Below are 20,702 nucleotides of genomic sequence, written 5' to 3'. Positions count from 1 at the left end.
GTCACGGCGAGACGGGCTGAGTCGGGAACCACCAGATCGTTCTTTGGGATAGCTCCATGGATACTCCGCTCGCAACCCACCACGACAAGGCAAGCATGCAGGACTCCAGCGCGCGTCAGCCCGTTCGCGACAACGCCTTCCATCGGTCCATCGGCGTGTTCTCGGGAACCGCGATCAATATGACCCAGATGTGCGGCATCGGGCCGTTCATCACCATCCCCATCATGGTCGCAGCGATGGGCGGCCCGCAGGCCATCATTGGCTGGATCGTAGGCGCCATCCTCGCCATGGCCGACGGCCTGGTCTGGGCCGAGCTCGGGGCGGCCATGCCGGGCTCCGGGGGAACCTACGTCTATCTGCGCGAAGCGTTCCAGTACCGCAGCGGCAAGCTGATGCCGTTCCTGTTCATCTGGACCATGCTGCTGGCGATTCCCTTGCTGATGTCCACGGGCATCATCGGCATGGTGGAGTATCTGGGCTTTTTCTTCCCCAACCTGGGCTGGTGGCCGGTGCATCTCATCGGCGTGGCGGCTACCGTCCTCGTCACCTGGCTTCTGTACCGTCGCATCGAATCGGTTCGTGCGATCACTATCGCGTTGTGGGTCATCATGCTGGTCTCCGTCGTCGGCGTGACCGCGGCAGGTTTCTCACATTTCAACGCGGGCTTTGCCTTTGCCTACCCGGCCGACACGTTCGGCAGCCACTTCCTGGTCGGACTTGGCGCAGGCCTGATCATCGGCATTTACGACTATCTCGGTTACAACACCACCGCCTATATCGGCGACGAGCTGCGCGATCCCGGCCGGACGATGCCAAGATCGATCATCATCTCGGTGATCGCGATGATGTTTATCTACCTCCTGCTCAACATCAGCGTGCTGGGTGTGGCGCCGTGGCAGGAAATCGCCCAGTCCAAGTCGGTGGCTTCGATGGTGGTCGAACGCAGTTGGGGGCATCTGGCTGCCGCCGTCATGACCGTGCTCATCATCGTGACCGCTTTCGCTTCGGTGTTCACTGGCCTGCTGGGTGGCTCGCGCGTGCCCTTCCAGGCCGCGCAGGACAAGGTGTTCCTATCCGTATTCGGGCACCTGCACGCCAAGCACGGCTTCCCGCACGTGGCACTGCTCACGATGGGCGTGGTGACGGCCATCGGCACGTTCTTTGACCTCACCGAAGTCATCAACATGCTGTTGGCCGCGACCATCATCGTGCAGTCGCTGGCGCAGATCGCCGCCTTGATGGTGCTGCGCAAGCGCCAGCCGGATCTTGAGCGCCCCTACAAGCAATGGCTTTACCCGGTGCCATGCGTGATCGCCCTGTTGGGGTGGGTCTATGTGTACGTGTCCGCCTCGACGTTGTCGCTGATCCTGTCCGGCCTATGGATCATCGCGGGCCTCGTGGTGTTTGCGATCTGGGCCAGGCTCAACCAATCCTGGCCGTTCGCGCCGGTTGAAATACGCGAAACCTATCTTGGGAAGCAGTGACGCCATGCAAACTCCAGCCAGGCACGTGCTTTGGATGATGGTCGCGATGGCGGTGTCCGCCGCGCCGGCCGCTCACGCCCGAACGACGTACAGCCCCACTCAAGTAGCCGCCGACGCCGGTTCCGTCACGGCCATCAAGCACTGGCAAATCCAGGACAGTGCGAAGGCGCAGCAAGGTGGCGCCGACATTTCCGCCACCGGCTTCTCCACCGAAGGCTGGTACCCGGTGAGTGGTCGGGCCACCGTCATGGCCGGGCTGTTGGAAAACGGCACCTACAAGAACGACGTGTTCTACAGCGACAACCTGCGTGCGGTGCAGGTGCCCGATTCCAGCGGTAACCTCTTCGTGACGCCCTGGTGGTACCGCGCTGAGTTCACCCTGCCGAAGAACCTGGCGGAAAGGCATACGCTGCTGCGCACCAACGGCATGATCGCGAGCGCCGACGTATGGGTGAACGGGCATCAGGTTGCCGACCACACCGAGGTCGCCGGCGCCTATCCCGTGCACGAGCTCGACGTGACGCGCTGGGTACGCGCGGGCGCCAACGCCCTCGCCATGCAAGTACATCCGGCCGATCCAAGAACGAGCCTGTCGATTGGCTGGGTGGACTGGAATCCCACGCCGCCGGACAACAACATGGGCCCATGGCGCGGTGTCGACATCGTGCAGACCGGACCCGTCGCGCTGAGCTTTCCACGAGTGCTTTCGACGCTGTCGCTGCCCGATCTCTCGCACGCCGCGCTGACCGTGAATGTGACCGCGAGGAATCTCGATACGGTGGCGCACGATGCGACGATCAGCGGCACCGTAGCTGGCGTCTCTTTGCAACAGACCGTCCATCTCGCGCCCGGACAAACGCAACTCGTTTCGTTCTCACCCGACACCACCCCGGGGCTCGCGCTGGATCACCCGAAAATCTGGTGGCCCGTCGGCATGGGCGATCATCCGCTGTACCAACTCGAGATGACCGCGACGGTCGATGGCACGACATCGGACCGGGCCGCGACGACGTTTGGCATACGCAGCGTCACTTCCAGCCTGACCAAGCAGGGCTATCGCCAGTTCTTCATCAACGGCAAACCGCTGCTGATCCGCGGCGGCGGCTGGGCACCGGACATGTTCCTGCGCGATGACCCGGCGCGCATGGAGGCGGAGTTCAGCTATGTCCTCAACCTCGGCCTCAACACCATCCGCAGCGAAGGAAAGCTGGAGAATCAGCATTTCTACGACCTCGCCGATCGCAACGGTATTCTGGTACTGGCCGGCTGGGAGTGCTGCGACAAGTGGGAGTCGGCCGCCAAGACGGGCGGCAGCCCTTGGGATGCCGCCGACCTGAAAGTGGCAGAAGATTCCATGGCCAGCGAAGCACGTCTGCTTCGCAACCATCCATCGGTGATCGGCTTCTACATCGGCAGTGACAATGCGCCCCCGCCGCCGATCGCCAAGATGTACGTCGATACACTGCGCGCCGAGGATTGGTCGTTGCCGATCATCTCGGCCGCTGCCGACCAGGGAACCGCCGAAACCGGCCCTTCCGGCATGAAGATGGCTGGCCCGTATGACTGGATACCACCGGCCTATTGGTACGCCGACAAGCTGGGCGGCGCGTTTGGCTTCGATTCGGAAGTCAGCGCGGGCGCCGATATCCCGCGACTCGAAGATATCAAGCGCATGCTGTCGCCGCAGGAGCAGGAAGCGCTGTGGAAATATCCGGAGGCGCGGCAATACCACGCCTCCGCGGACTGGTCGACCTTCGCCGTGCTGACGCCGTTCGACCAGGCGCTGGCCCACCGCTACGGCGCGCCGACGAGCCTTGCCGACTATGTGGCCAAGGCCCAGCTCGACAACTACGACAATGTGCGCGCGCAGTTCGAGGCGTTCAACGCGCGTATGGATGCTGCCAAGCCGGCGACCGGCGTCATCTACTGGATGCTCAACAACGCATGGCCCTCGTTGCACTGGCATCTGTACGACTACTACATGAATCCCGCCGGCGCCTATTTCGGTGCCAAGAAAGCCAACGAGCTGGTGCACATCCAGTACTCATACGATTCCAACGGCATCGTGCTGGTGAACCACGCGCTTGACGATGTCCATGGCCTGCAGGCCAGCATCCGCGTGCGCAATCTGGATGGCAGCGTGCGCTTCGAGAAGCACCTGCAGGGCATCGACCTCGCGGGGAACCACACGCAAGCCTTGGCAACACTGCCGGCTATCGCCAACCTGTCCCCCGTGTACTTCATCGAGCTCGACCTCGCCGCGGCCGACGGCAAGCCGGTCAGCCGCAACGTCTACTGGCTGTCTACCCGACAGGACGTGCTCGATTGGCCGCATTCGACCTGGTACCTCACCCCCGTGACGAAGTATGCGGACCTGACCGCGCTGCAGTCCTTGCCGGCCGCGACGAGCGAGGTCCATGCGACGACGCGGCGCGAGGGAAATGAAGACGTCACCACGGTGACCCTGTCGGTGCCCGCATCGTCCAAGGCCGTGGCCCTGCTTCAGCACGTGTCGATCAGGCGTGGCGCACACGGCGACCTTGCGCTGCCCATACGGTGGAATGACAATGACGTCACGCTCTGGCCCGATGAGTCGATCGTGCTGACCGCGCGATACGCAGCGCAGGGAACGGCCAGTCCTGTCGTCGAAGTCAGCGGGTGGAACGTTCCTGTCCAAAGCGTGGCCGCGGGCGCCACGCAGGCGACAGATCATTGAAGACGCAAAGGCTTTCATGTCACGCGTGACCATCAACGATGTTGCCCGTGCCTCGGACACATCGAAAAAGACCGTATCGAGAGTGTTGAACAATGAGCCGAACGTGCGCGACTCGGTACGCGAGCGCGTGCTTGCGGCCGTGGCGGAACTGCACTACCGGCCGCTCACCTCGGCGCGCAGCCTGGCGACGAACCGCTCCTTCATGATCGGCCTGCTCTACGACAACTTGTCGCCGAGCTACATCATGGAAGTCCAGGCCGGTGTGCTGGAAGCATGCGAGGCACGCCAATACAGCATGATGGTGCAGCCGCTGGTCTCGACGGCGCCGGACTTCGTCGAGCGTGTCGAGAGCATCCTTTCGCGGCACCAGCCGGATGGACTGATACTCACGCCGCCCATCACCGACCACCCGAAACTGCTCAGTTACCTGCGCGCGAGCGACCTGCCGTTTGCCTCGATAGCCCCACGCCAACCCAAGGGCTGCATCGGCGTGATGCTACGCGAGCGCGAAGCCGCCGCGGCCATGGTCGAGCACCTGGCATCGCTGGGCCACCGTCGCATTGCCCACATCATTGGCGACCCCAAGCACGGTGCAGGCATCTGGCGCCTCGCTGGCTACCGCGACGGCTTGCAGCGCGCGGGGCTGAAAGAAAACCCTGCGTATATGGTCCAGGGCCAGTTTTCCTTCGAGTCTGGCGTGGCCGCGGCCCGCCGATTGCTTGCGCTGAAGCAGCGACCCACCGCCATCTTCGCGGCCGACGATGACATGGCGGTCGGCGCGATCTGGGCAGCCGCGGAAGCCGGTGTGTCGGTTCCCGGCGACGTTTCCATTTGCGGCTTCGACGACACCACCATCGCGACGCAAGTGTGGCCGCCGCTGACCACCGTCCACCAACCCGTGCGCGAAATGGGCAAGCGCGCCACCGAGGAGCTGCTGCTTCGCGTGTCGGGCAAGGGAGAAGCCCGCATGGTCGAAGTCGCCTACGAAATGCGCATGCGTGCATCCACGGCACCCGCGCCCTGAACCGGGCATCATCTTGCAGCACACGCCACCGATCGAGAGGAACACCCGCATGCCTGTCCCGCCAGACGCCAGCAACCCGCCGCGAAAGTTCCACTTCATTTCCGGGCTGCCGCGAGCCGGCACCACCCTGCTGGCCGCGATTCTCAACCAGAATCCGCGCTTCCGCGCAGGCATGACCAGCCCGCTGGCAGACATCATGGGCGTGGTGATGGCGGAAGCGAGCAGCAAGAACGATTTTTCCTTCGACGTCTCCGACGAGCAGCGCGTCGCACTGTTGCGCGGACTGGTCGAGAACTTCTACTCAGTTCAGGCTGGCGCCGACGTGGTGTTCGACACGAGTCGGCTGTGGTGCAGCCGCATGCAGTTGCTCAACGCGCTGTTCCCCGGAGTGAAGGTCATTGCCTGCGTACGCCAGTTGGCATGGGTGCTGGACAGCATGGAACGCTTGGTGCGCAAGCAACCGGTCAGCGTCAGCAAGGTGTTCCGCTTCGACACCAACACCACGGTGTACTCGCGCATTGAGGCCTTGACCGATCCACGGGGCATGGTGGGTTTCGCCTACCAGGCCACCAAGGAAGCCTTTTACGGCCAGGACGCGCAAGACCACCTGCTGATGCTGACTTACGAAAGCCTGGTGCGTGATCCGGCCGGGGCCATACGCGCGGTCTACCAATTCCTCGACGAGCCGTGGTTCGAGCACGACTTCGACCACATCGAATACAACGCGGACGAGTTCGACGCACGCGTCGGCATGCCCGGCCTGCATTCCGTGCGACCGAAGGTTGAGCCGAACGAACGCCAGCCCGTCCTGCCGCGCGACATCTTCGGGCGCTTCGCGAACGAGGCGTTCTGGATGGATCCGAAGAACAACGTCAACCAGGTAACCATCGTCTAGGGCGCGTCATCGTCGCCATTCCGAGGTCTGCTTTCGCTCGAGAGTGAGCACTTCCCAGAACAAGGCACGCCCCCTGACGTCAAATGACGGCAGAGGGCGTGGATGGTATGACGAAGCTCGTCGCTCCGCGTCCGATCAGTTCAGGTGCTCACGGATACCTTCAGCGATCTGGTCAAGCGCCGCCTCGGTTGTAGGGACCTTGCGCAGCGCGTTGAGTGCAACAAAATCGTGGATCGTGCCGTTGTACTGAACGGCCGCCACCGGAACGCCGGCATCTGTCAGCTTGCGAGCGTAGGCTTGGCCTTCGTCACGGAGCGGATCGTTTTCCGCCGTAATCACTAGTGCTGGCGGAAGACCGGTCAGCTCTTCCTTGCTTGCGCGCAACGGCGAAACACACGGGTTATCGCGCGTTTTCGCGTCTGGCGCATACAGGTCCCAGCCGTACTCCATGAAAGCACGCGACAAGAAGTAACCATCAGCAAACTTCTTGTAGGACTCGGTATCGACACTGGCGTCCGTCGCAGGCACCAGCAGCACCTGATAGGCGATCTTCGGGCCCTTGCGATCCTTGGCCATCAGAGAAATGGCCGCGGTCATGTTGCCGCCGACCGAGTTGCCCGCCACTGCGATGCGGCTGCCGTCCGCGCCGATCTCCTTGCCATGAGCTGCCACCCATACCAGAGCGGCATAGGCCTCGTCCAACTGGGTCGGAAACTTCGCCTGTGGCAGCGGGGTGTACTCGACGAAAACGCCGACCTGGCCAGATTTGACGACGAGATCGCGCAGCAGACGCTTGTGGTTGTCGAAGTTGCCGACGATCCACACGCCGCCATGGATGAAGAACAGGACACCGGGGTTGGTTGCGGCATGATCCGGCTTCATGATGTAGATCTTCACGGACTGGCCGTTCTGCGTGATGGTCCGTTCCGTCGTCGTCACGCCAGACATATCGACCGGCGTCTGGTCCTGCAGGGCCGTCAGGATCTCCTGCGGCTTCGGCTGCGGAAGCTGCCAGAACGGACTGGGATTCTTGCTGAGTTCGGTGAGAAACGACCGGACGGTGGGATCCAGGTGCGTGTTGTTCTTGAAGTCTTCGGCGGAAACGGACTGAGACATGACGGTTGCTCCAATGATGAGGGCCAAAAGGCCGCTGATGCGTTTCATGGTGTTCTCCGAGAGCGAGTGACTGGACTCGGAGAAACTCCGAGCTGGGTTCGTCTTCTGCGACATCAGTCGATGCCGAGGACAAGCACATCTAAGCAGCACCATCGAGCGAACGACATTCATGCCAAGGTATTAGTCGATCGTGCGTTGCGCACAGCCATCGCTTTAAATCGCTGTTTCAAGGCCCGTTTTTTGGCACCAAAGGAGCAAGCGGCGCGTGTTCTCATACTTATGTATGAGCCTTTGCCACCTTTGCTTTTCATATTCGATGCCTAACCATCGTGGTCACTACCACCACACGAGGCATCATCATGAGCACCTTCAAGACATCCGACGGCACCAAGATCTTTTACAAGGATTGGGGCGCGGGGCCGGTTGTTGTTTTTTCCCATGGATGGCCACTTTCTTCCGACGCGTGGGATTCGCAAATGCAGTTCCTGGCAACCCATGGCTATCGGGTGATTGCGCACGATCGCCGGGGCCACGGACGCTCGGATCAGACCTGGCATGGCAACAACATGGACCAATACGTCGCCGATTTGGCGGAGCTACTCGATCATCTGGATGTGCGCGACGCAGTGCTTGTCGGCCATTCGACAGGTGGTGGTGAAGTGGCGCGCTACGTGGCGAACCAAGGCGCCCACCGAGTCGCCAAGGCCGTGCTCGTGAGCGCGGTTCCACCGATCATGGTGAAGTCCGCCAGCAACCCCAAAGGCACGTCGCTGGAGATCTTTGACGGTATTCGCCAGTCCGTGCTCAAGAATCGCTCCCAGTTCTACCTCGATCTCACACTGCCCTTTTTTGGGTACAACCGACCCCATGTCGAGGTTTCCGAAGGCGTCCGCCAGTCATTCTGGCTGCAGGGCATGATGGGCAGCATCAAGGGACAGTTCGACTGCATTCGAGAGTTCTCGGAAGTCGATTACACAGATGATCTGAAGCGCATCCAGGTACCGACACTGGTGATCCACGGTGACGACGATCAAATTGTGCCCATCGACGCCGCCGGCAGGCGCTCCGCCGAGCTAGTGCCCAACGCAAGGTTGAAGGTCTACGCCGGCGCCCCGCATGGCCTGCCGATCACTCGCGACGATGAGCTCAATCGCGATCTGCTCGCGTTCATTCAGGAATAGCCCACAAACTGGCCCACCGACGGTCATGTCGCTGGGCCAAAGGATTCTTCGGTATTTCGTGGGTGGTCGAGAGCGTTCCTCGCCTATTTCAGTCGTGCTTATAGCGGGAGACCGCCTCGCGAATGCCAAGCGCCTCCGCCATCCTCACCAGGTTCGCTAACGATTCGGCCTGCATCTTTCGCATCAGGTTTCCCCGGTGAATCTTCACAGTGATCTCGCTGAGATGGAGGCGGCCTGCGATCTGCTTATTGAGAAGACCTGACGTTACGAGGCCAAAAACCTCGCGCTCTCTTGCAGACAGGCTATCGAACTTCGCGCGAACAGAGGCAAAAGCATCGAGCTCCGCTCTTCGTTCCTGGTCCCGAATGGTTGCCTCTCGCACCGCCGCGAGCAGTTCATGTTCGTCGAACGGCTTGGATAAAAAAGTGACCGCGCCGGCCCGCATGGCGCGAACCGTCATCGGAATATCCCCGTGACCACTAATCAAGATGACGGGAATTGGCGTTTCACTCTCGACCAGCTCCTGCTGGAAATCCAGCCCACTGACGCTGCCAAGCTGAACATCGAGTACCAGACATACGGCCGTGTCAGCCGCATCGCACGCCAGGAATTCCTCGGGGGTCGCAAAGCCCTGGACGCCGTATCCCTCAGCACGCAACAGGCTTTCCAATGATGACCTGACCTCTTCGTCATCATCCAATACGCAAATCAGTCCAGTTTCCAAGGTGCGCCTCAACCAGTTTGGGTGGCCGCTGAATGAACGCGTTGCTAGTTGGCGAGAAGCGACCTGACGACTTTCAGGAGCACGTCCGGATCGGCGGGCTTCTCAAGGAACTCTTCGATACCAAGGCTATCTGCGATGTCTCGAGCCTCGGGGGTCGCGAATGCCGTCATCATGACTACCGGCAACTGTTTTCCCTGGTCGATCAGTTCGCGTCTCAGGCCAAACCCGTCAATTCCGGGCATGTGTAAATCCGTGACGAGGCAATCCAGCGTATCGATCAGGGGGGAAGTCAGAAGCGACTCAGCATTCGGGAAGGCACACACGCTCATGCCCTCGGAACGAAAGACAGCGGCGATGCTATCTCTCACTTCCTCGTCATCATCAACAACGCCGATGGTATGAATCTGACTCAAGAACGACTCCCTGCCCTGTGTAGGGACTTTTGGTGTCATTCTCCACGCTTTGGATTCCGTTCTCCACCATCCAAATGTATAGGTGTTGCACCGTAACTTATGTGCTTGCAGGGGTCACGGGGACGGTGAACGTGACAGTCGCACCTGGTCCCTCATTATTGCTCACCAGGATGTGTCCTCCTTGCGCTTCAACAATAGTGCGACATATGGAAAGGCCCATGCCCATGCCTTCAGCCTTGGTCGTGAAGAACGGATCAAAGACCTTCCCAATGGCTTCCTGCGCAAAACCCATTCCAGCGTCTCGAACTTCGACGCGAAGCATCCCCTCAGGTTCAACTCCAACGCAGATCCGCAACTCCTTCTTCCGATCGGTCACGTCGCGCATGGCCTGGAGGCCGTTAACGATAAGGTTCACGAGAACTTGTTGCACCTGGACTCTGTCACCGAAGGCAAGCGGGAGAGCGCCATCCGCTGATTGCTTGAGTTTGACTCCCTGTATCTTCGCCTCATAGCGTACGAGCTCCAGAGCGTCATCGACGATCTCAGGCAGACTGAAGCTTGCCGCGGGAGTCACGGCCTTCTTGGCCAGCGTCTTGACCCGCTTAATGACCTCAGCCGCCCGGTTCCCATTGGTAACAATGCGCTGAAGACTCGACGAAACCTCTATCAAATCGGGCTCTTCCCTCGATAGCCAACGTTCGCCCGAGCGGGCGTAGTTGAGAATCGCCGTGAGTGGTTGATTCACTTCGTGAGTGATGGATGCGGAGAGTTGCCCTAGAAGCGACACGCGGGCAGCATGAGCCAGCTCGGCCGACGTCTGTTCTATCCGCGCACGCGATACGTTTCGTTCGGTCACATCGAAAGCCATGACCAATACATGTGACCAGTCATGGGAGTCCGGAAGGATATTGACGCGAAGGACCACGTCGACAACTTCCCCCTCCAACGTTCTCAAGCGGACCTCGTTCTCCGCCCCCCTCTCGCCTCTATGGAGCGTTGCAAGGAGCTGTGCGATCGCGGGGAAGCTCTCCGGTAGATATCGACCGCACAGGTTTGTACCTGAGAGCGTTTCGCTGCTTTCTGCATGGAATAGCCGTACAGCAGCTGGATTCGCGTTGCGGATAATGGCTCCCTGGATGGCGGCCTGGGTGATCTTGGGATTCGCCAATAGCCAGTCTTCGAACTGACTTACATCGCCCGTGTATTGGTCGAGCACGCGCTTGGAGTCCAACCAATTGGACTCCCAGGTAGCAAAGCCGGCCGTTTCGAATATGGTCCGATATCGTTGTTCCGACGCGCGTCGCGCCGCGTCATGCTGTAGCTGCGCTGTGACATCTGCACTCGACTCAATGACTCCGACAGGGTGTCCCGCCGCATCCTTGCGCTGGAGCCAACGGCTCGCGAGGGTAAGCGAAGCACCATCGCGGCGGGTACGAATCAATTCGCCCGTCCAGTGACCTTCCAGATCAAAAGCGGCCTGTACTTCTTCCGAGGAGAACTGGCACTTGAGCAGACTCTCACAATGCTTGCCGACGGCCTCGCTTCGCATCCATCCGTACAGCTTCTCGGCGCCGTCGTTCCAATAGACGATGACGTCGTCCTTGTCCCTGATGATGACGGTGTCGTGTGACAGCTCAAGAATTCTGGCCTGCTCTACCAGCGACGTGCGAGTCGCTCGATCCCGCAGGATCAGGACCGTCGTCAGGGAGATAGCGACGATGCAAACGAAAAGGCGAAGCAGCGCGCCACTGTTGAACTGCTGTCCGTGTTGAAGGACGAACGCCAGCAGCGTGAATGCGATGGCGGCGATGGCGGCCGTAATAATGGCGCGAATGCCCATCGGGGCGATCAGGAGAATTGCCGCGATGTAGACGACAGCGATAGCACCATTTACGGTCGTGAACGCGTCAACTATGAAAACGGCAAGTGACAGGGCAAGGGCGCCAATGACCCGTAGCTGGCTTTTCATACGAGGTTCTCGAGAAAGCTGACCGGCGATAGCATAGTAAATGAACAGATGGGCGGTAGATGCTGGACCGCCATCCCTTCCGTCTCTGTTCGAATGCTGTCTGCCTCGGGTCATATCGCGTGCCTGGCCGTATCCGCAAGCGGTGGGACGTATCCCCCTGTCGAGGGTGCACTGAGGACCAACCTGGTCCCGCAGCCATGTGAGTTCGTCGAAGTGTCGCGGCGGAGGCGCGCCTTCAGGCCAGGAATCGTGACCTGCGTTCGCTGTGGTGGCATGTTCGAGATCGTCGCCTGCATCGAGGAGACCGAGATCACAGCTTGGGTCCTGAGGTACTGACGTGGGATCTCCAGATGTCACCGTGCGTTTGCGGCTACCGGTCAGCTGCTCTCGCGGGGCTGTTCAATCCTCCAGTGTTCATTTCCCATTGAGCCGATAGGGCTTGGTCGCCGATCAGAGTTCGTGAAATAGATAGATTGCGTAGACCAGCACGACGACCACGTCGAAGATCGCGATGGGGCGCATACGTGCCGTGTATGGTTTTTTCCAATTCGCCACGATCAAGCCGACCAACCCGGCCTTTTCGACGCCGGCAGCCAACATCACTGGAATGCGGAGTTCCGGGTGCCACGCGGCGTAGATCAAAAGCGCCCCTAGGCTCGGCGCCAATAAGCCCCAATGTCGCGCGAGCAGGCCCCCGGCACCATCGGGCGCTTCGACTCCGAACAGGAGTCTTGGCCCACGCGCTGGAAGCAGGAAGATAATGATCGGCAGCAAAGTAAAAGCGCCGCTGACCCATAGAATGGTGAAAATGTGGTCGACGATCACGGTGATTCTCCAACGGTCGGGCCGAGGGGTAGGTGCGAACGGGCTTGCGGAATCAGGGGAACGTACGGCGCATGAATCGCTCGAACAGCGCGTCTGGCAGCCAACCCTTCAGGCGAGGGATCCAGCGGGCGAGCGCACCGACCCTATAGCGCGGCGCCGGCACTCGTGCATGTACGGCCTGTACGACAGCGGCCGCGACGTGCTCTGGCCGCGTGCGGCTCGTAAGGCCGTCGCTACGCATGCGCCTGACTAGCTCGGCTCGCCTCTGAGCGAACGGGTTGTCGGCCGCACTGACTTCCCGGATCGACTGCTCGAGAGAACCGGTGGCCACCGGGCTCGGGCTAACGGTGCAAGCATAGAGGCCGAGTGGCATCAGCTCCTGCCGCAGCGATTCTGTGTAGCCCTCGAGGGCGAACTTGCTGGCTGAGTAGGCTGCGTTCATCGGCAAGCCAACCTCGCCCCCGATCGAACTGATGTTGATGATACGACCCGAGCGGCGCTCGAGCATGCTCGGCAAGACGGCTTGTACCATGCGCGCCGCGCCAAGAAAGTTCGTGTCCAGCTGGTCCATGAGTTCGTGCCACGAGGTCTCGAGCACGGCGCCGAACAAGTCGTAACCGGCATTGTTGATCAGTACGTCGATGTGACCCTCGCGCCGCAGCATTTCTTGCACACATGCTTCGACAGACGCTGCGCTAGTAATATCGAGGCTCAGCACCTGGAGGCCGTCTTGGCGCCCGCCCTCAAGTTGGGCGCGCTGAGTCACGTAAACGCGGTGGGCCATTCCACGGAGCTGGGCGGCGATCGCCGCGCCGATGCCTCGCGTGCCGCCGGTGACAAGTATTACCCGCGATTCATCCTTCAAGCTTTAGCTCCGTGGAGCTCAAAAGGGCTCGCGAATTTCAGTTCGTCCAAGAACGAATCGATGGCTCGTGTGGTTTCAACGGGCGCGTCGACTACCGAGAGATGGGCCGTTGGCAGCTCGACGAAGCGGCCGCGCGACAACTGTGCGGCGGCGTGGCGCAAATCGTCCACCGGGTACATGGAGTCGTGCGATCCGGCGACGAACAGAGTTGGTGCGGCGATGCTCTTCAGACGTGAGGCCAGGTCATCTCTTTCCAGCAGTACCGAGCGAACGGCCCGCGACAGCGCCGCACCGCGGGCCCCTCGGATATGATTGCGGAATGCGTCCATGTATGCGGATTGGCGCTTCCGCGTCTCGGGCATAAAGTAGGCGTCGGCCACGCCCTGTACGTATGTGTTGGTAAATTTCAGCCAGCGTGCGCCCCAACTAACGAAGCTGTCGCGCCAACGTGCACGGGTCTTAAAGACCGGAGTGTTCAACATGACGACAGCGCGCGTGCGCTCTGGGTGGCCTAACGCGAACTCACCCGCAACGAGACCGCCCCACGACGTGCCAATGCAAACCACAGGCTTGACGATCTCAAGAGCGTCCAGCACCTGCGCGACCGCATCCGCGCATTGCGCCATGCTGAAGCTCCCAACGGATGCGCCGCTCGCGCCGTGACCGGGGCCATCTATGAGGATCAGTCGGTGACGTTCCCGCAGGGCGGCCACCTGCGCATCGTAGATGCGGTGGTCAGCCAGAACCGAGGGCCAAAGGACCAGGACCTCCGATGTAGCGACCGCGCGGCGGGGTATGCCGGTATCGTAGACCGCTAACTGACTGAGGCTGGTCGGAATCGACCAGACCTTGACTGAATTGGGTTCGGGAGGCGTCATGGGGGCGGCCATCTTTGGATGAGGATGAGGTCATTGGGTCAGGACGTGCCGCGAAGTCGGAGGGCCGCTCGGACAACCGGATCAATGTTATGACCGTTAACTTAGGGCGCAAAACCACCAATGTCAACAGCGTTAACATGCATCTATGAATAAGCCCCCCGACTCTGCCGGCGGGCGGTATCACCACGGAGACCTGCGACGAGCCCTGCTTGAGGCTGCGGCGAGTGCAGCAGACATCGAGCACATCTCTCTACGAGAGCTAGCCTCCGGACTGGGGGTCAGTGCCGCTGCGGTGTACCGGCACTTTGCCAGCCGCGAGGCTTTACTGGCGGAGCTGGCCGCCATCGGCATCGCTCAGCTCCAGCAGCGCTTTGCTGACGCATTCGATCTTCACGCGCCGGCGGCAGATGCCCAGGAGGCGATCGCACGCCTGCACCGCCTGGGCGTGGCGTATCTGCGCTTTGCCGACGAGCAGCCGGCCATGTGGCGCCTGATCTTCGGCACATTTGCAGTGCAGACCCGCGCTAACGCTTTGCAAACGGGCAAACCGACCAGCTACTCCTATCTGCCGGCGGCATTACAAGGGCTGCACGAAACCGGCGTGATGGCACTTCCACCATCGCCAGGAGATTTGTTGTTCACCTGGAGCACCGTCCACGGAGCGGCGGCGCTACGGGTAGGCAACGTAGCTCCGGCACAGGGTGAAGTCGAGCACGTAGGCGCCGAGGTTGTGCAGCGCATTTTGCGCGGAATTGGCGCAACTCCTCCGCAGTCCTGAGCGCGGCAGCGGCGCGGCCGCCGGCATGTTCAACGTATTTCATGTCCGCTTTGGGTGACGGCTTCAACTGGTCGATGCAACACACTGACAGTTGCGCAAGCAGCAGGCGTGGTGCATCGACAGGTTGAATCCACATTCGAGAGCGGACCTTTCTTGTAGCTCCTGACGCGGTCGCCCTGGGAACGTGCTTCCTGGAACGACCAGGCGAGCCCCTGTCGTGGATCAGTGAGAGGTTGCTGGCGTCGTGACGTAGCCGATGCACTCCACTTCGAGTGCGGCCCCTAGAGCCAAGCCCGTCACGCCAAAGGCGCTGCGCGCCGGGAACTGACCGTCCTTGAAGTAGGCGCGGTAGATCTTGTTGAAGGCGTCCCAGTTCTTCATGTCGGCCAGCATGACCGTGCATTTGGCAATGTTCTCCGGCCCCATCCCCGCGAGCTTGGCCGCAGACATGATGTTGTCCATGGCAAGGCGCGCCTGCGTTTCGAAGTCTTTGCCAAGGCCCGAGGCATCGGCACCGATTTGCCCGGAGAGAAAGACCGTGTTCCCAGCACGCACGGCCGGCGTGAAGGGATACTTGCTCTCGCCCGTGGTGTAGTGAGTGATGCCTTCTTGTGCAGGCGCGGCGTGCGCGCCAAACGCACTCGCCAAGGCTACGGTGGCAACGGCTAGCATTCGAACGACGGGACGGGTCATGGGAACGGTCTCCAAGTGAAGGGGAAAGACATCGAGCACGCTACCCCTTGAGAGTGCCATATGGCGAACATCCACCGTAAGTAGATGTCCGCCATGGGTCGGACATTCACGGCCCACGCCACCGGACGCAAGCCTGTTGCCAGTTGAAGGAATACTCAACCGTGTGGCGGGATGGCGTTTGCATCCATCCACATCACTTCCCAGATGTGACCGTCTGGATCCTCGAAGCTGCGGCCATACATGAAGCCGAAGTCCTGCACGGGCGTGGGATCCGCCTTACCACCGGCGCCGCTCGCCTTGTCGATCAGGTTGGACACTTCTTCGCGACTGCCCGCAGACAGACACAACAAGACCTGTGCGTCCACGTGCGCATCGACGATCCGCTTGCTCGTGAACTGGCGCCACTTGTCGTGCGTGAGAAGCATCACGTAGATCGCATCGGAGAACACCATGCACGCCGCGGTATCGTCACTGAATGCAGGATTGTTGACCGTGCCAATGGCTTCGTAGAACGCCTTTGATCGTGTCAGGTCCGTGACGGGCAGGTTAACGAAGATCTGCTTGCTCATTATTTCTACCTTTGGATGTCAGCCGCGGCGGGATTGCCGCTGCATCCTACTGACGAACGAGGCCCAGGAAATTCGACAACGGCAACAAAATGGAGAATCTGACGAGACTCGGGCCGCCGTTCTCACGCTGGATCGGAAGCGGAGCTTGATGATCAACTTTGCAAAATCGCATAATCGATCGGAATTCATAGTGCTTTCAACCGACGCGGGGAAACCAAACGCTGCGCACATGGCAATACCTGTGCGGAACGACATGCCTGCGTGACGCGACGCCTGCTCCGAACGCGCAGAGCTTGGTTATTGGAGCATGTCTATTGGTGAGGACATAGATTTCGTGATTGGGGCGCGCAGCAAGCTGCTGCCGATCGAAACGAAGTCAATGAATCGTCATACCATTGCACTCACGCGTTTGCGCTGCGATCTACGCAGGAATGTCACGCACCACCTCGGTCAACTTGTCGGAACTGATTTCGTAGAAGAAGCCGTAGATCTTGACGTGCTTGGGCACCGCCGGGCTCGAACGAAGTAACGCGACGTCATGCTTGATCGACGTCTCGAAATCCATGATGGCCAAGCTGTCGTGATCAAACATCGTCGCGATATCGGCGTGATGACGCTCATGAAACGCCTTGATGAGCAGATCGGGCGTCAGCGTCGTCGTGCCGCAGAACGAGTGGTGAACCACGACGACATTCTGAATGCGGAATATGTAGTCCATGGCCGCCACGGACTCCAGAGCGAAGGCGGCGCGTCCGCCCGCATTAGTCTCGGTAAATAGCGTCCGGGTATGGCCAACCCGATTGCCGGATTCGTCGAGAATGTTTTCACCCGGATAGACCTCGCCCCCAAGATACTCGGCGACAGCCCGTGGAATTTCGGACGCCCGAGGGTCAAAGCAGTAGATCACAAGGGTCTTCATCGGGATCGCCTGATTCGCGCCCTCGAAGGTGTTCATGTCGAACCCGGGTAGTTTCCTGTATTCGTAATCGCTGAACTTTCCCATTTTCCTTCTCCACAAGCGTTTGACTGCACGCAGAACCACCAGCTCGGCGAATTGCTGATCTCGGAAAGGCTTTGAGCTAATGGGCCCGATTGAGGCGCTCGTATGATACCCCCCGCTAAGCTTCATGTCCCCGCAGGTACGCATCAGTGCTGACATGAGCTCGGAGATCTACATGGCGTGTGCGATGGCCTGAGCCAGGGGAGCGCGACGCTCGGCATTTCTTTTTAATAATGCTATGCAACCTGTCGGCTGATCGATACCAACGTGCAATATCTTCCTGCTCACGCAAGTGTTCTTATCTTTCGATGCCAAACATGATCGGCATGATCAGCAGAGCCCATTAGAAAGTGGCTCCGCGTTAGCGAATAACGGGATAGGTTGGAATGCCCCGCATCCTGAGTGCGGCGCTCGTCGTTTTTTTTAATTGGTGATGGTGCGGTAACGGCAGTTGCGTCGGCCCCGCTTAGTGGACTTCTTTAGGGAAGGCGACAACCGCAACAACGGGGAGTGTCGCGAGCCAGCTTTATGAGCGATCTGTCGAAATGGGAGTGGCCAATGAACAGCGTACAAATCGATCAGAAGAGTTATGAGATGCCTCCTCGGGAAGGGATCAGCGTCGCGCATTTTCTCACGGTTACCGACATCGACCGATCTGCCCACTTCTACGAGACGGTCTTCGGCGGCCGCACGCTAAGCAGAGGGGACAGCAAGGGCGCGCCTGGTTACATTCAGATTGCCAATACGTGGCTGCTTGTAAACGTCGGTGGCGGACCGACCCCCGACAAGCCTTCCGTGACGCTCAGCGTGCTCGCTGACCAGAATAGGATCAGCAGCTTTATGAATATTCGCGTGGCGGATATTCAAGCCTGCTACAAATTATGGAAAAGTCGCGGAGCCGAGTTCATCACCGAGCCGAAGGATAAGTACGGCGAGACGCGCTGCTACATTCGCGATCCTGACGGTTACATTATCGAGGTCGGACAGAGCAAGCCGGACTTCACTTACGGGTAGTGCGCGGCCCGAATGGCGTACGGTCGAGCATTGCCGAAGAGACCCCACTGGGAGTCGAAGTCCATGTCGCTCCAACCTGCATAGAGTGTCTTCGTGTACATACACGTGCTCCAGGGGATATGCATGGCCGGCCTTGGATGAAACCGCTCGCGCCATCCGGTATTCGCGCCCACCGACCGTAAAGTATCTATGACATTCCGCGACGGCGAGGTTGCCGTGTCTGCCCGCCACTACTCCCCCGCGCGCCTAATGGCCGCGTCCGACGAGACGCCGCGCAGGCATGACGCAAACCTTCCGTGGCCAACCGCAGCGGCGACGGACGACCCGGTCGTAACGCGTCCCGATCCACAAGGGCAGCGCCGGGTCAAAAGCGGATGTCGATTCCTTTGTCCTGTTCCCGTGGGCGTAGCGACCGGATAGGAAGCCCCCAAATACGCGGGCCCTGCCGCAGCCGCCAAAAGACCATCGTCCGTGGCGACGCTGGTCGTTTGAATATGATCGACCCCGTCAAGTGAATCCACGCGGGCTGGTTACAATTTTTCGACTTTTCCGACACTGATGGTCTTCACTAGCCATCGTCCGTTGACGCGTGCCAGCGTCATGTCCGAAAAAGCGTGCGCGCCAACGGCGTTCTTGTCCACGTCCATCCAGAGACACTGGAAATAGAGCGTGGCCTTGTCGCCGTCCACCTGGCTGCGAATGCGCATGGCGGGCGTGTAGCCAATCCAATGGTTTTCTGGCCGGAAGGGTGCAGCGACGTCCTGGAAATAGCGGCGCACTTCTTCCTTGCCCTTGTACTGCTTATTGCCGTGTGCCGTATCGGTGAGCACCGCGTCGTCCGCATAGAGACTCATCATCAGGTCGAGGTCCTTGGTCGGCAACACACTGCCTGCTCGGTGAAAGATGATCTCGACGTTTCGCACCTGAAGAATGTCGGCAGGACTGCCCCTATCCGCGTCACCCTCAGTGGACGTCGCCACCACCGGTACCGACAGACACAATCCAAGGCAGAGCATGACTAGGCAAAGAAAGATGCGTTTCATTGGATGTCCTCCACGAAATAACACACCTGGCACGGCGAACAGATTCCCCCGTAGGCACCTAGATTTCGCGAACCATCCTGCGGTCCTGTTGGCCACACCATGGGGCCGGCCGGCACATATGCCTGAGGCGCGCTGCCCGGAATTGACAGCCCGCAATTACCCCGACAAATACGTCACCCGGGCATGGCGTTTAGCAGGTTGGCGGTGAAGGAACGGTACATGGCGCCCCGAACTAATCGGAGGTTTCGGCAATGCCCAGTGGTGGTCATTGAACTCTGCGGTGGGCCATGTGCGAGCGCACGCCACTCAGCCATCTTGAAGCCATGCGTGATGGCAAAGGTACCGTTATGGGCTGCAAGCTGACATTTGCATTTTGGCCATCATGGCTCCATCGGCTCCTCTCTTGAAGCTTGTCTATTTCTGACTGTTCCAAAGATGTATGTAAGGAACAACAGGGAAGCGGCAGCACACATCTCTATCGAAAGTCCCATCCCTTAGGTCCGCCTTGGGTTGAAAGCCGACATGGAATGCACCTTCAGTCGTGGAGCATATCTATCGTCCGAAGCCACGCCTCGGCCAGCCGGGACCAGCCTGTGATCGGGTCCGGTGTCGGCCGCAAGCCGAATGCATGGCCTCCGCGTGCATACAGATGCATCTCCGCCGGCACACGCGCCTTTGCCAGCGCGGCGTAATAGACCAGCGACTGATCCACGCCATCCACGTAATCGTCTTCCGCCTGCACCAGAAACGTCGGCGGCGTCTCGCTGGATACCGGCAGATTGTTATTCAACTTGCCGTCACCCACGGTGAGATGCCCCGGGTAAATCGGCATTGCAAAATCAGGGCGCGCACTCTCCTTGTCGGCCGCATCCACCGGTGCATACAGGTGTCGATTGAAGTTCGTGCTGATCTCGGCCACCAGGAAACCGCCAGCTGAGAAACCCAACACGCCGACCTTGTGCGGATCGACATGCCACTCCGCCGCGTGAGAGCGCACCAGTCGCATCGTTCGCTGCACGTCCTGCAGCGACGGCACGGATAGTGCCAAGTTGTGCGGGCGGCAATCGCACCTCCACTCGTATGGCTTGCTTGGTATTCGATACTTCAGCAACACACAGGTGATGCCATTGGACGTCAGCCAGTCGCAGGCCTCGGTGCCCTCCAGGTCCATGGCCAGTATTTGAAAGCCGCCACCTGGAATCACGACAACCACCGCCCCCGTGTTCCTTCCCGTGGGTGCATATACCGTCATCGTCGGCCGCGTCACGTTGAACACATTGGTCACAGGCTTGCCGGCCAGCAACTTGTTACTCGACTTAACGCTTTCCGGACCTGGCACGGATTGCGGATCGGGCGCCACCCCAGGCCACAACGGTACCTGCGTATGCCCGCCGGCCGGCTGCCAGATGGGCTCTTCCGCCTCCACGCCCGCGCTTACCAGCAGCAGGACCAAAGCAACTGACCAAAGCTTCATGACAAACGTCCTTGTGGCAACGCAATGATTTGAAGTGGCAT

19 protein-coding genes are annotated in these 20,702 nt (G+C 60.1%); 7 read left to right on the top strand and 12 right to left on the bottom strand.

The genetic code is table 11. The annotated features are described in order from the left end of the window. Window positions 1–56 precede the first annotated feature (56 nt). The 4 genes from OUZ30_RS15055 to OUZ30_RS15040 are packed head-to-tail and all read left to right on the top strand — an operon-like array spanning window position 57 to window position 6,119. Complete coding sequence (locus tag OUZ30_RS15055) at window positions 57–1,484, top strand: APC family permease (RefSeq protein WP_266183253.1); 1,428 nt, start codon at window positions 57–59, stop codon at window positions 1,482–1,484. Window positions 1,485–1,488: 4 nt separating this feature from the next. Then, complete coding sequence (locus OUZ30_RS15050; protein ID WP_266183252.1) at window positions 1,489–4,200, top strand: glycoside hydrolase family 2 protein; 2,712 nt, start codon at window positions 1,489–1,491, stop codon at window positions 4,198–4,200. 16 nt (window positions 4,201–4,216) lie between these two features. Continuing rightward, complete coding sequence (locus tag OUZ30_RS15045) at window positions 4,217–5,224, top strand: LacI family DNA-binding transcriptional regulator (RefSeq protein ID WP_266183251.1); 1,008 nt, start codon at window positions 4,217–4,219, stop codon at window positions 5,222–5,224. 49 nt (window positions 5,225–5,273) lie between these two features. Further along, window positions 5,274–6,119 carry a sulfotransferase family protein gene (locus OUZ30_RS15040; protein ID WP_266183250.1) on the top strand — a complete coding sequence of 282 codons (846 nt, stop codon included), beginning with the start codon at window positions 5,274–5,276 and terminating at the stop codon, window positions 6,117–6,119. 135 nt (window positions 6,120–6,254) lie between these two features. Here the strand turns inward: OUZ30_RS15040 and OUZ30_RS15035 are convergent, their stop codons facing one another. Beyond that, window positions 6,255–7,283 carry an alpha/beta hydrolase gene (locus OUZ30_RS15035; RefSeq protein WP_266183249.1) on the bottom strand — a complete coding sequence of 343 codons (1,029 nt, stop codon included), beginning with the start codon at window positions 7,281–7,283 and terminating at the stop codon, window positions 6,255–6,257. A 311-nt stretch (window positions 7,284–7,594) separates the two neighbouring features. Here OUZ30_RS15035 and OUZ30_RS15030 point away from each other — a divergent pair, with 311 nt between their 5' ends. Next, window positions 7,595–8,416, top strand: coding sequence for an alpha/beta fold hydrolase (locus OUZ30_RS15030; RefSeq protein ID WP_266183248.1), 822 nt, complete (start codon window positions 7,595–7,597; stop codon window positions 8,414–8,416). Between the two features lie 88 nt (window positions 8,417–8,504). On the opposite strand, the gene OUZ30_RS15025 is transcribed toward OUZ30_RS15030, so the two are convergent. The 6 genes from OUZ30_RS15025 to OUZ30_RS15000 form a co-directional block, all read right to left on the bottom strand. After that, window positions 8,505–9,140 carry a response regulator transcription factor gene (locus OUZ30_RS15025; protein WP_266183247.1) on the bottom strand — a complete coding sequence of 212 codons (636 nt, stop codon included), beginning with the start codon at window positions 9,138–9,140 and terminating at the stop codon, window positions 8,505–8,507. 44 nt (window positions 9,141–9,184) lie between these two features. After that, window positions 9,185–9,553 (bottom strand): response regulator transcription factor, encoded by a 369-nt coding sequence (locus tag OUZ30_RS15020; protein WP_266183246.1) that lies wholly within the window; start codon window positions 9,551–9,553, stop codon window positions 9,185–9,187. A 97-nt stretch (window positions 9,554–9,650) separates the two neighbouring features. Next, on the bottom strand, window positions 9,651–11,522 hold the full coding sequence (locus OUZ30_RS15015) for a PAS domain-containing sensor histidine kinase (RefSeq protein WP_266183245.1): 1,872 nt from the start codon (window positions 11,520–11,522) through the stop codon (window positions 9,651–9,653). 450 nt (window positions 11,523–11,972) lie between these two features. Then, complete coding sequence (locus tag OUZ30_RS15010) at window positions 11,973–12,347, bottom strand: hypothetical protein (protein ID WP_266183244.1); 375 nt, start codon at window positions 12,345–12,347, stop codon at window positions 11,973–11,975. Window positions 12,348–12,399: 52 nt separating this feature from the next. Continuing rightward, entirely contained in the window at window positions 12,400–13,212 is an 813-nt protein-coding gene (locus tag OUZ30_RS15005) for an SDR family NAD(P)-dependent oxidoreductase (protein WP_266183243.1), read from the bottom strand. Next, the gene (locus OUZ30_RS15000; protein WP_266183242.1) at window positions 13,209–14,090 is read right to left on the bottom strand and encodes an alpha/beta fold hydrolase; all 882 of its coding nucleotides are present in this window, start codon (window positions 14,088–14,090) and stop codon (window positions 13,209–13,211) included. The genes OUZ30_RS15005 and OUZ30_RS15000 overlap by 4 nt, the downstream gene beginning before the upstream one ends. 145 nt (window positions 14,091–14,235) lie before the next feature. Here OUZ30_RS15000 and OUZ30_RS14995 point away from each other — a divergent pair, with 145 nt between their 5' ends. Then, window positions 14,236–14,868 (top strand): TetR/AcrR family transcriptional regulator, encoded by a 633-nt coding sequence (locus tag OUZ30_RS14995; RefSeq protein ID WP_266183241.1) that lies wholly within the window; start codon window positions 14,236–14,238, stop codon window positions 14,866–14,868. Window positions 14,869–15,090: 222 nt separating this feature from the next. On the opposite strand, the gene OUZ30_RS14990 is transcribed toward OUZ30_RS14995, so the two are convergent. The 3 genes from OUZ30_RS14990 to OUZ30_RS14980 form a co-directional block, all read right to left on the bottom strand. Then, window positions 15,091–15,561, bottom strand: coding sequence for a RidA family protein (locus tag OUZ30_RS14990; protein ID WP_266183240.1), 471 nt, complete (start codon window positions 15,559–15,561; stop codon window positions 15,091–15,093). Window positions 15,562–15,716: 155 nt separating this feature from the next. After that, window positions 15,717–16,130, bottom strand: coding sequence for a VOC family protein (locus OUZ30_RS14985; protein ID WP_266183239.1), 414 nt, complete (start codon window positions 16,128–16,130; stop codon window positions 15,717–15,719). A gap of 421 nt (window positions 16,131–16,551) precedes the next feature. Then, window positions 16,552–17,133, bottom strand: a complete 582-nt coding sequence (locus OUZ30_RS14980) for a carbonic anhydrase (protein ID WP_266183238.1) — start codon at window positions 17,131–17,133, stop codon at window positions 16,552–16,554. 555 nt (window positions 17,134–17,688) lie between these two features. Here OUZ30_RS14980 and OUZ30_RS14975 point away from each other — a divergent pair. Beyond that, window positions 17,689–18,144: a VOC family protein gene (locus OUZ30_RS14975; protein ID WP_266183237.1), complete on the top strand. Its 456-nt coding sequence runs from the start codon at window positions 17,689–17,691 to the stop codon at window positions 18,142–18,144. 530 nt (window positions 18,145–18,674) lie between these two features. Here OUZ30_RS14975 and OUZ30_RS14970 read toward each other — a convergent pair. Next, a complete protein-coding gene (locus tag OUZ30_RS14970) occupies window positions 18,675–19,187 on the bottom strand; it encodes a nuclear transport factor 2 family protein (protein WP_266183236.1) in 513 nt (170 codons plus the stop codon). Between the two features lie 535 nt (window positions 19,188–19,722). Continuing rightward, complete coding sequence (locus OUZ30_RS14965) at window positions 19,723–20,661, bottom strand: alpha/beta hydrolase (RefSeq protein ID WP_266183235.1); 939 nt, start codon at window positions 20,659–20,661, stop codon at window positions 19,723–19,725. Window positions 20,662–20,702: the final 41 nt, after the last annotated feature.

It is taken from the genome of Dyella humicola (assembly GCF_026283945.1).
Taxonomy (GTDB): domain Bacteria; phylum Pseudomonadota; class Gammaproteobacteria; order Xanthomonadales; family Rhodanobacteraceae; genus Dyella; species Dyella humicola.
This window is presented reverse-complemented; position numbering and strand designations above follow the sequence as displayed.

Bases quoted from the DNA above. Each gene is read 5' to 3' on its own strand.
- OUZ30_RS15055 (WP_266183253.1), top strand. From the start codon at position 57: ATGGATACTCCGCTCGCAACCCACCACGACAAGGCAAGCATGCAGGAC.
- OUZ30_RS15050 (WP_266183252.1), top strand. From the start codon at position 1,489: ATGCAAACTCCAGCCAGGCACGTGCTTTGGATGATGGTCGCGATGGCG.
- OUZ30_RS15045 (WP_266183251.1), top strand. From the start codon at position 4,217: ATGTCACGCGTGACCATCAACGATGTTGCCCGTGCCTCGGACACATCG.
- OUZ30_RS15040 (WP_266183250.1), top strand. From the start codon at position 5,274: ATGCCTGTCCCGCCAGACGCCAGCAACCCGCCGCGAAAGTTCCACTTC.
- OUZ30_RS15035 (WP_266183249.1), bottom strand. From the start codon at position 7,283: ATGAAACGCATCAGCGGCCTTTTGGCCCTCATCATTGGAGCAACCGTC.
- OUZ30_RS15030 (WP_266183248.1), top strand. From the start codon at position 7,595: ATGAGCACCTTCAAGACATCCGACGGCACCAAGATCTTTTACAAGGAT.
- OUZ30_RS15015 (WP_266183245.1), bottom strand. From the start codon at position 11,522: ATGAAAAGCCAGCTACGGGTCATTGGCGCCCTTGCCCTGTCACTTGCC.
- OUZ30_RS15000 (WP_266183242.1), bottom strand. From the start codon at position 14,090: ATGACGCCTCCCGAACCCAATTCAGTCAAGGTCTGGTCGATTCCGACC.
- OUZ30_RS14995 (WP_266183241.1), top strand. From the start codon at position 14,236: ATGAATAAGCCCCCCGACTCTGCCGGCGGGCGGTATCACCACGGAGAC.
- OUZ30_RS14990 (WP_266183240.1), bottom strand. From the start codon at position 15,561: ATGACCCGTCCCGTCGTTCGAATGCTAGCCGTTGCCACCGTAGCCTTG.
- OUZ30_RS14985 (WP_266183239.1), bottom strand. From the start codon at position 16,130: ATGAGCAAGCAGATCTTCGTTAACCTGCCCGTCACGGACCTGACACGA.
- OUZ30_RS14980 (WP_266183238.1), bottom strand. From the start codon at position 17,133: ATGGGAAAGTTCAGCGATTACGAATACAGGAAACTACCCGGGTTCGAC.
- OUZ30_RS14975 (WP_266183237.1), top strand. From the start codon at position 17,689: ATGAACAGCGTACAAATCGATCAGAAGAGTTATGAGATGCCTCCTCGG.
- OUZ30_RS14970 (WP_266183236.1), bottom strand. From the start codon at position 19,187: ATGAAACGCATCTTTCTTTGCCTAGTCATGCTCTGCCTTGGATTGTGT.
- OUZ30_RS14965 (WP_266183235.1), bottom strand. From the start codon at position 20,661: ATGAAGCTTTGGTCAGTTGCTTTGGTCCTGCTGCTGGTAAGCGCGGGC.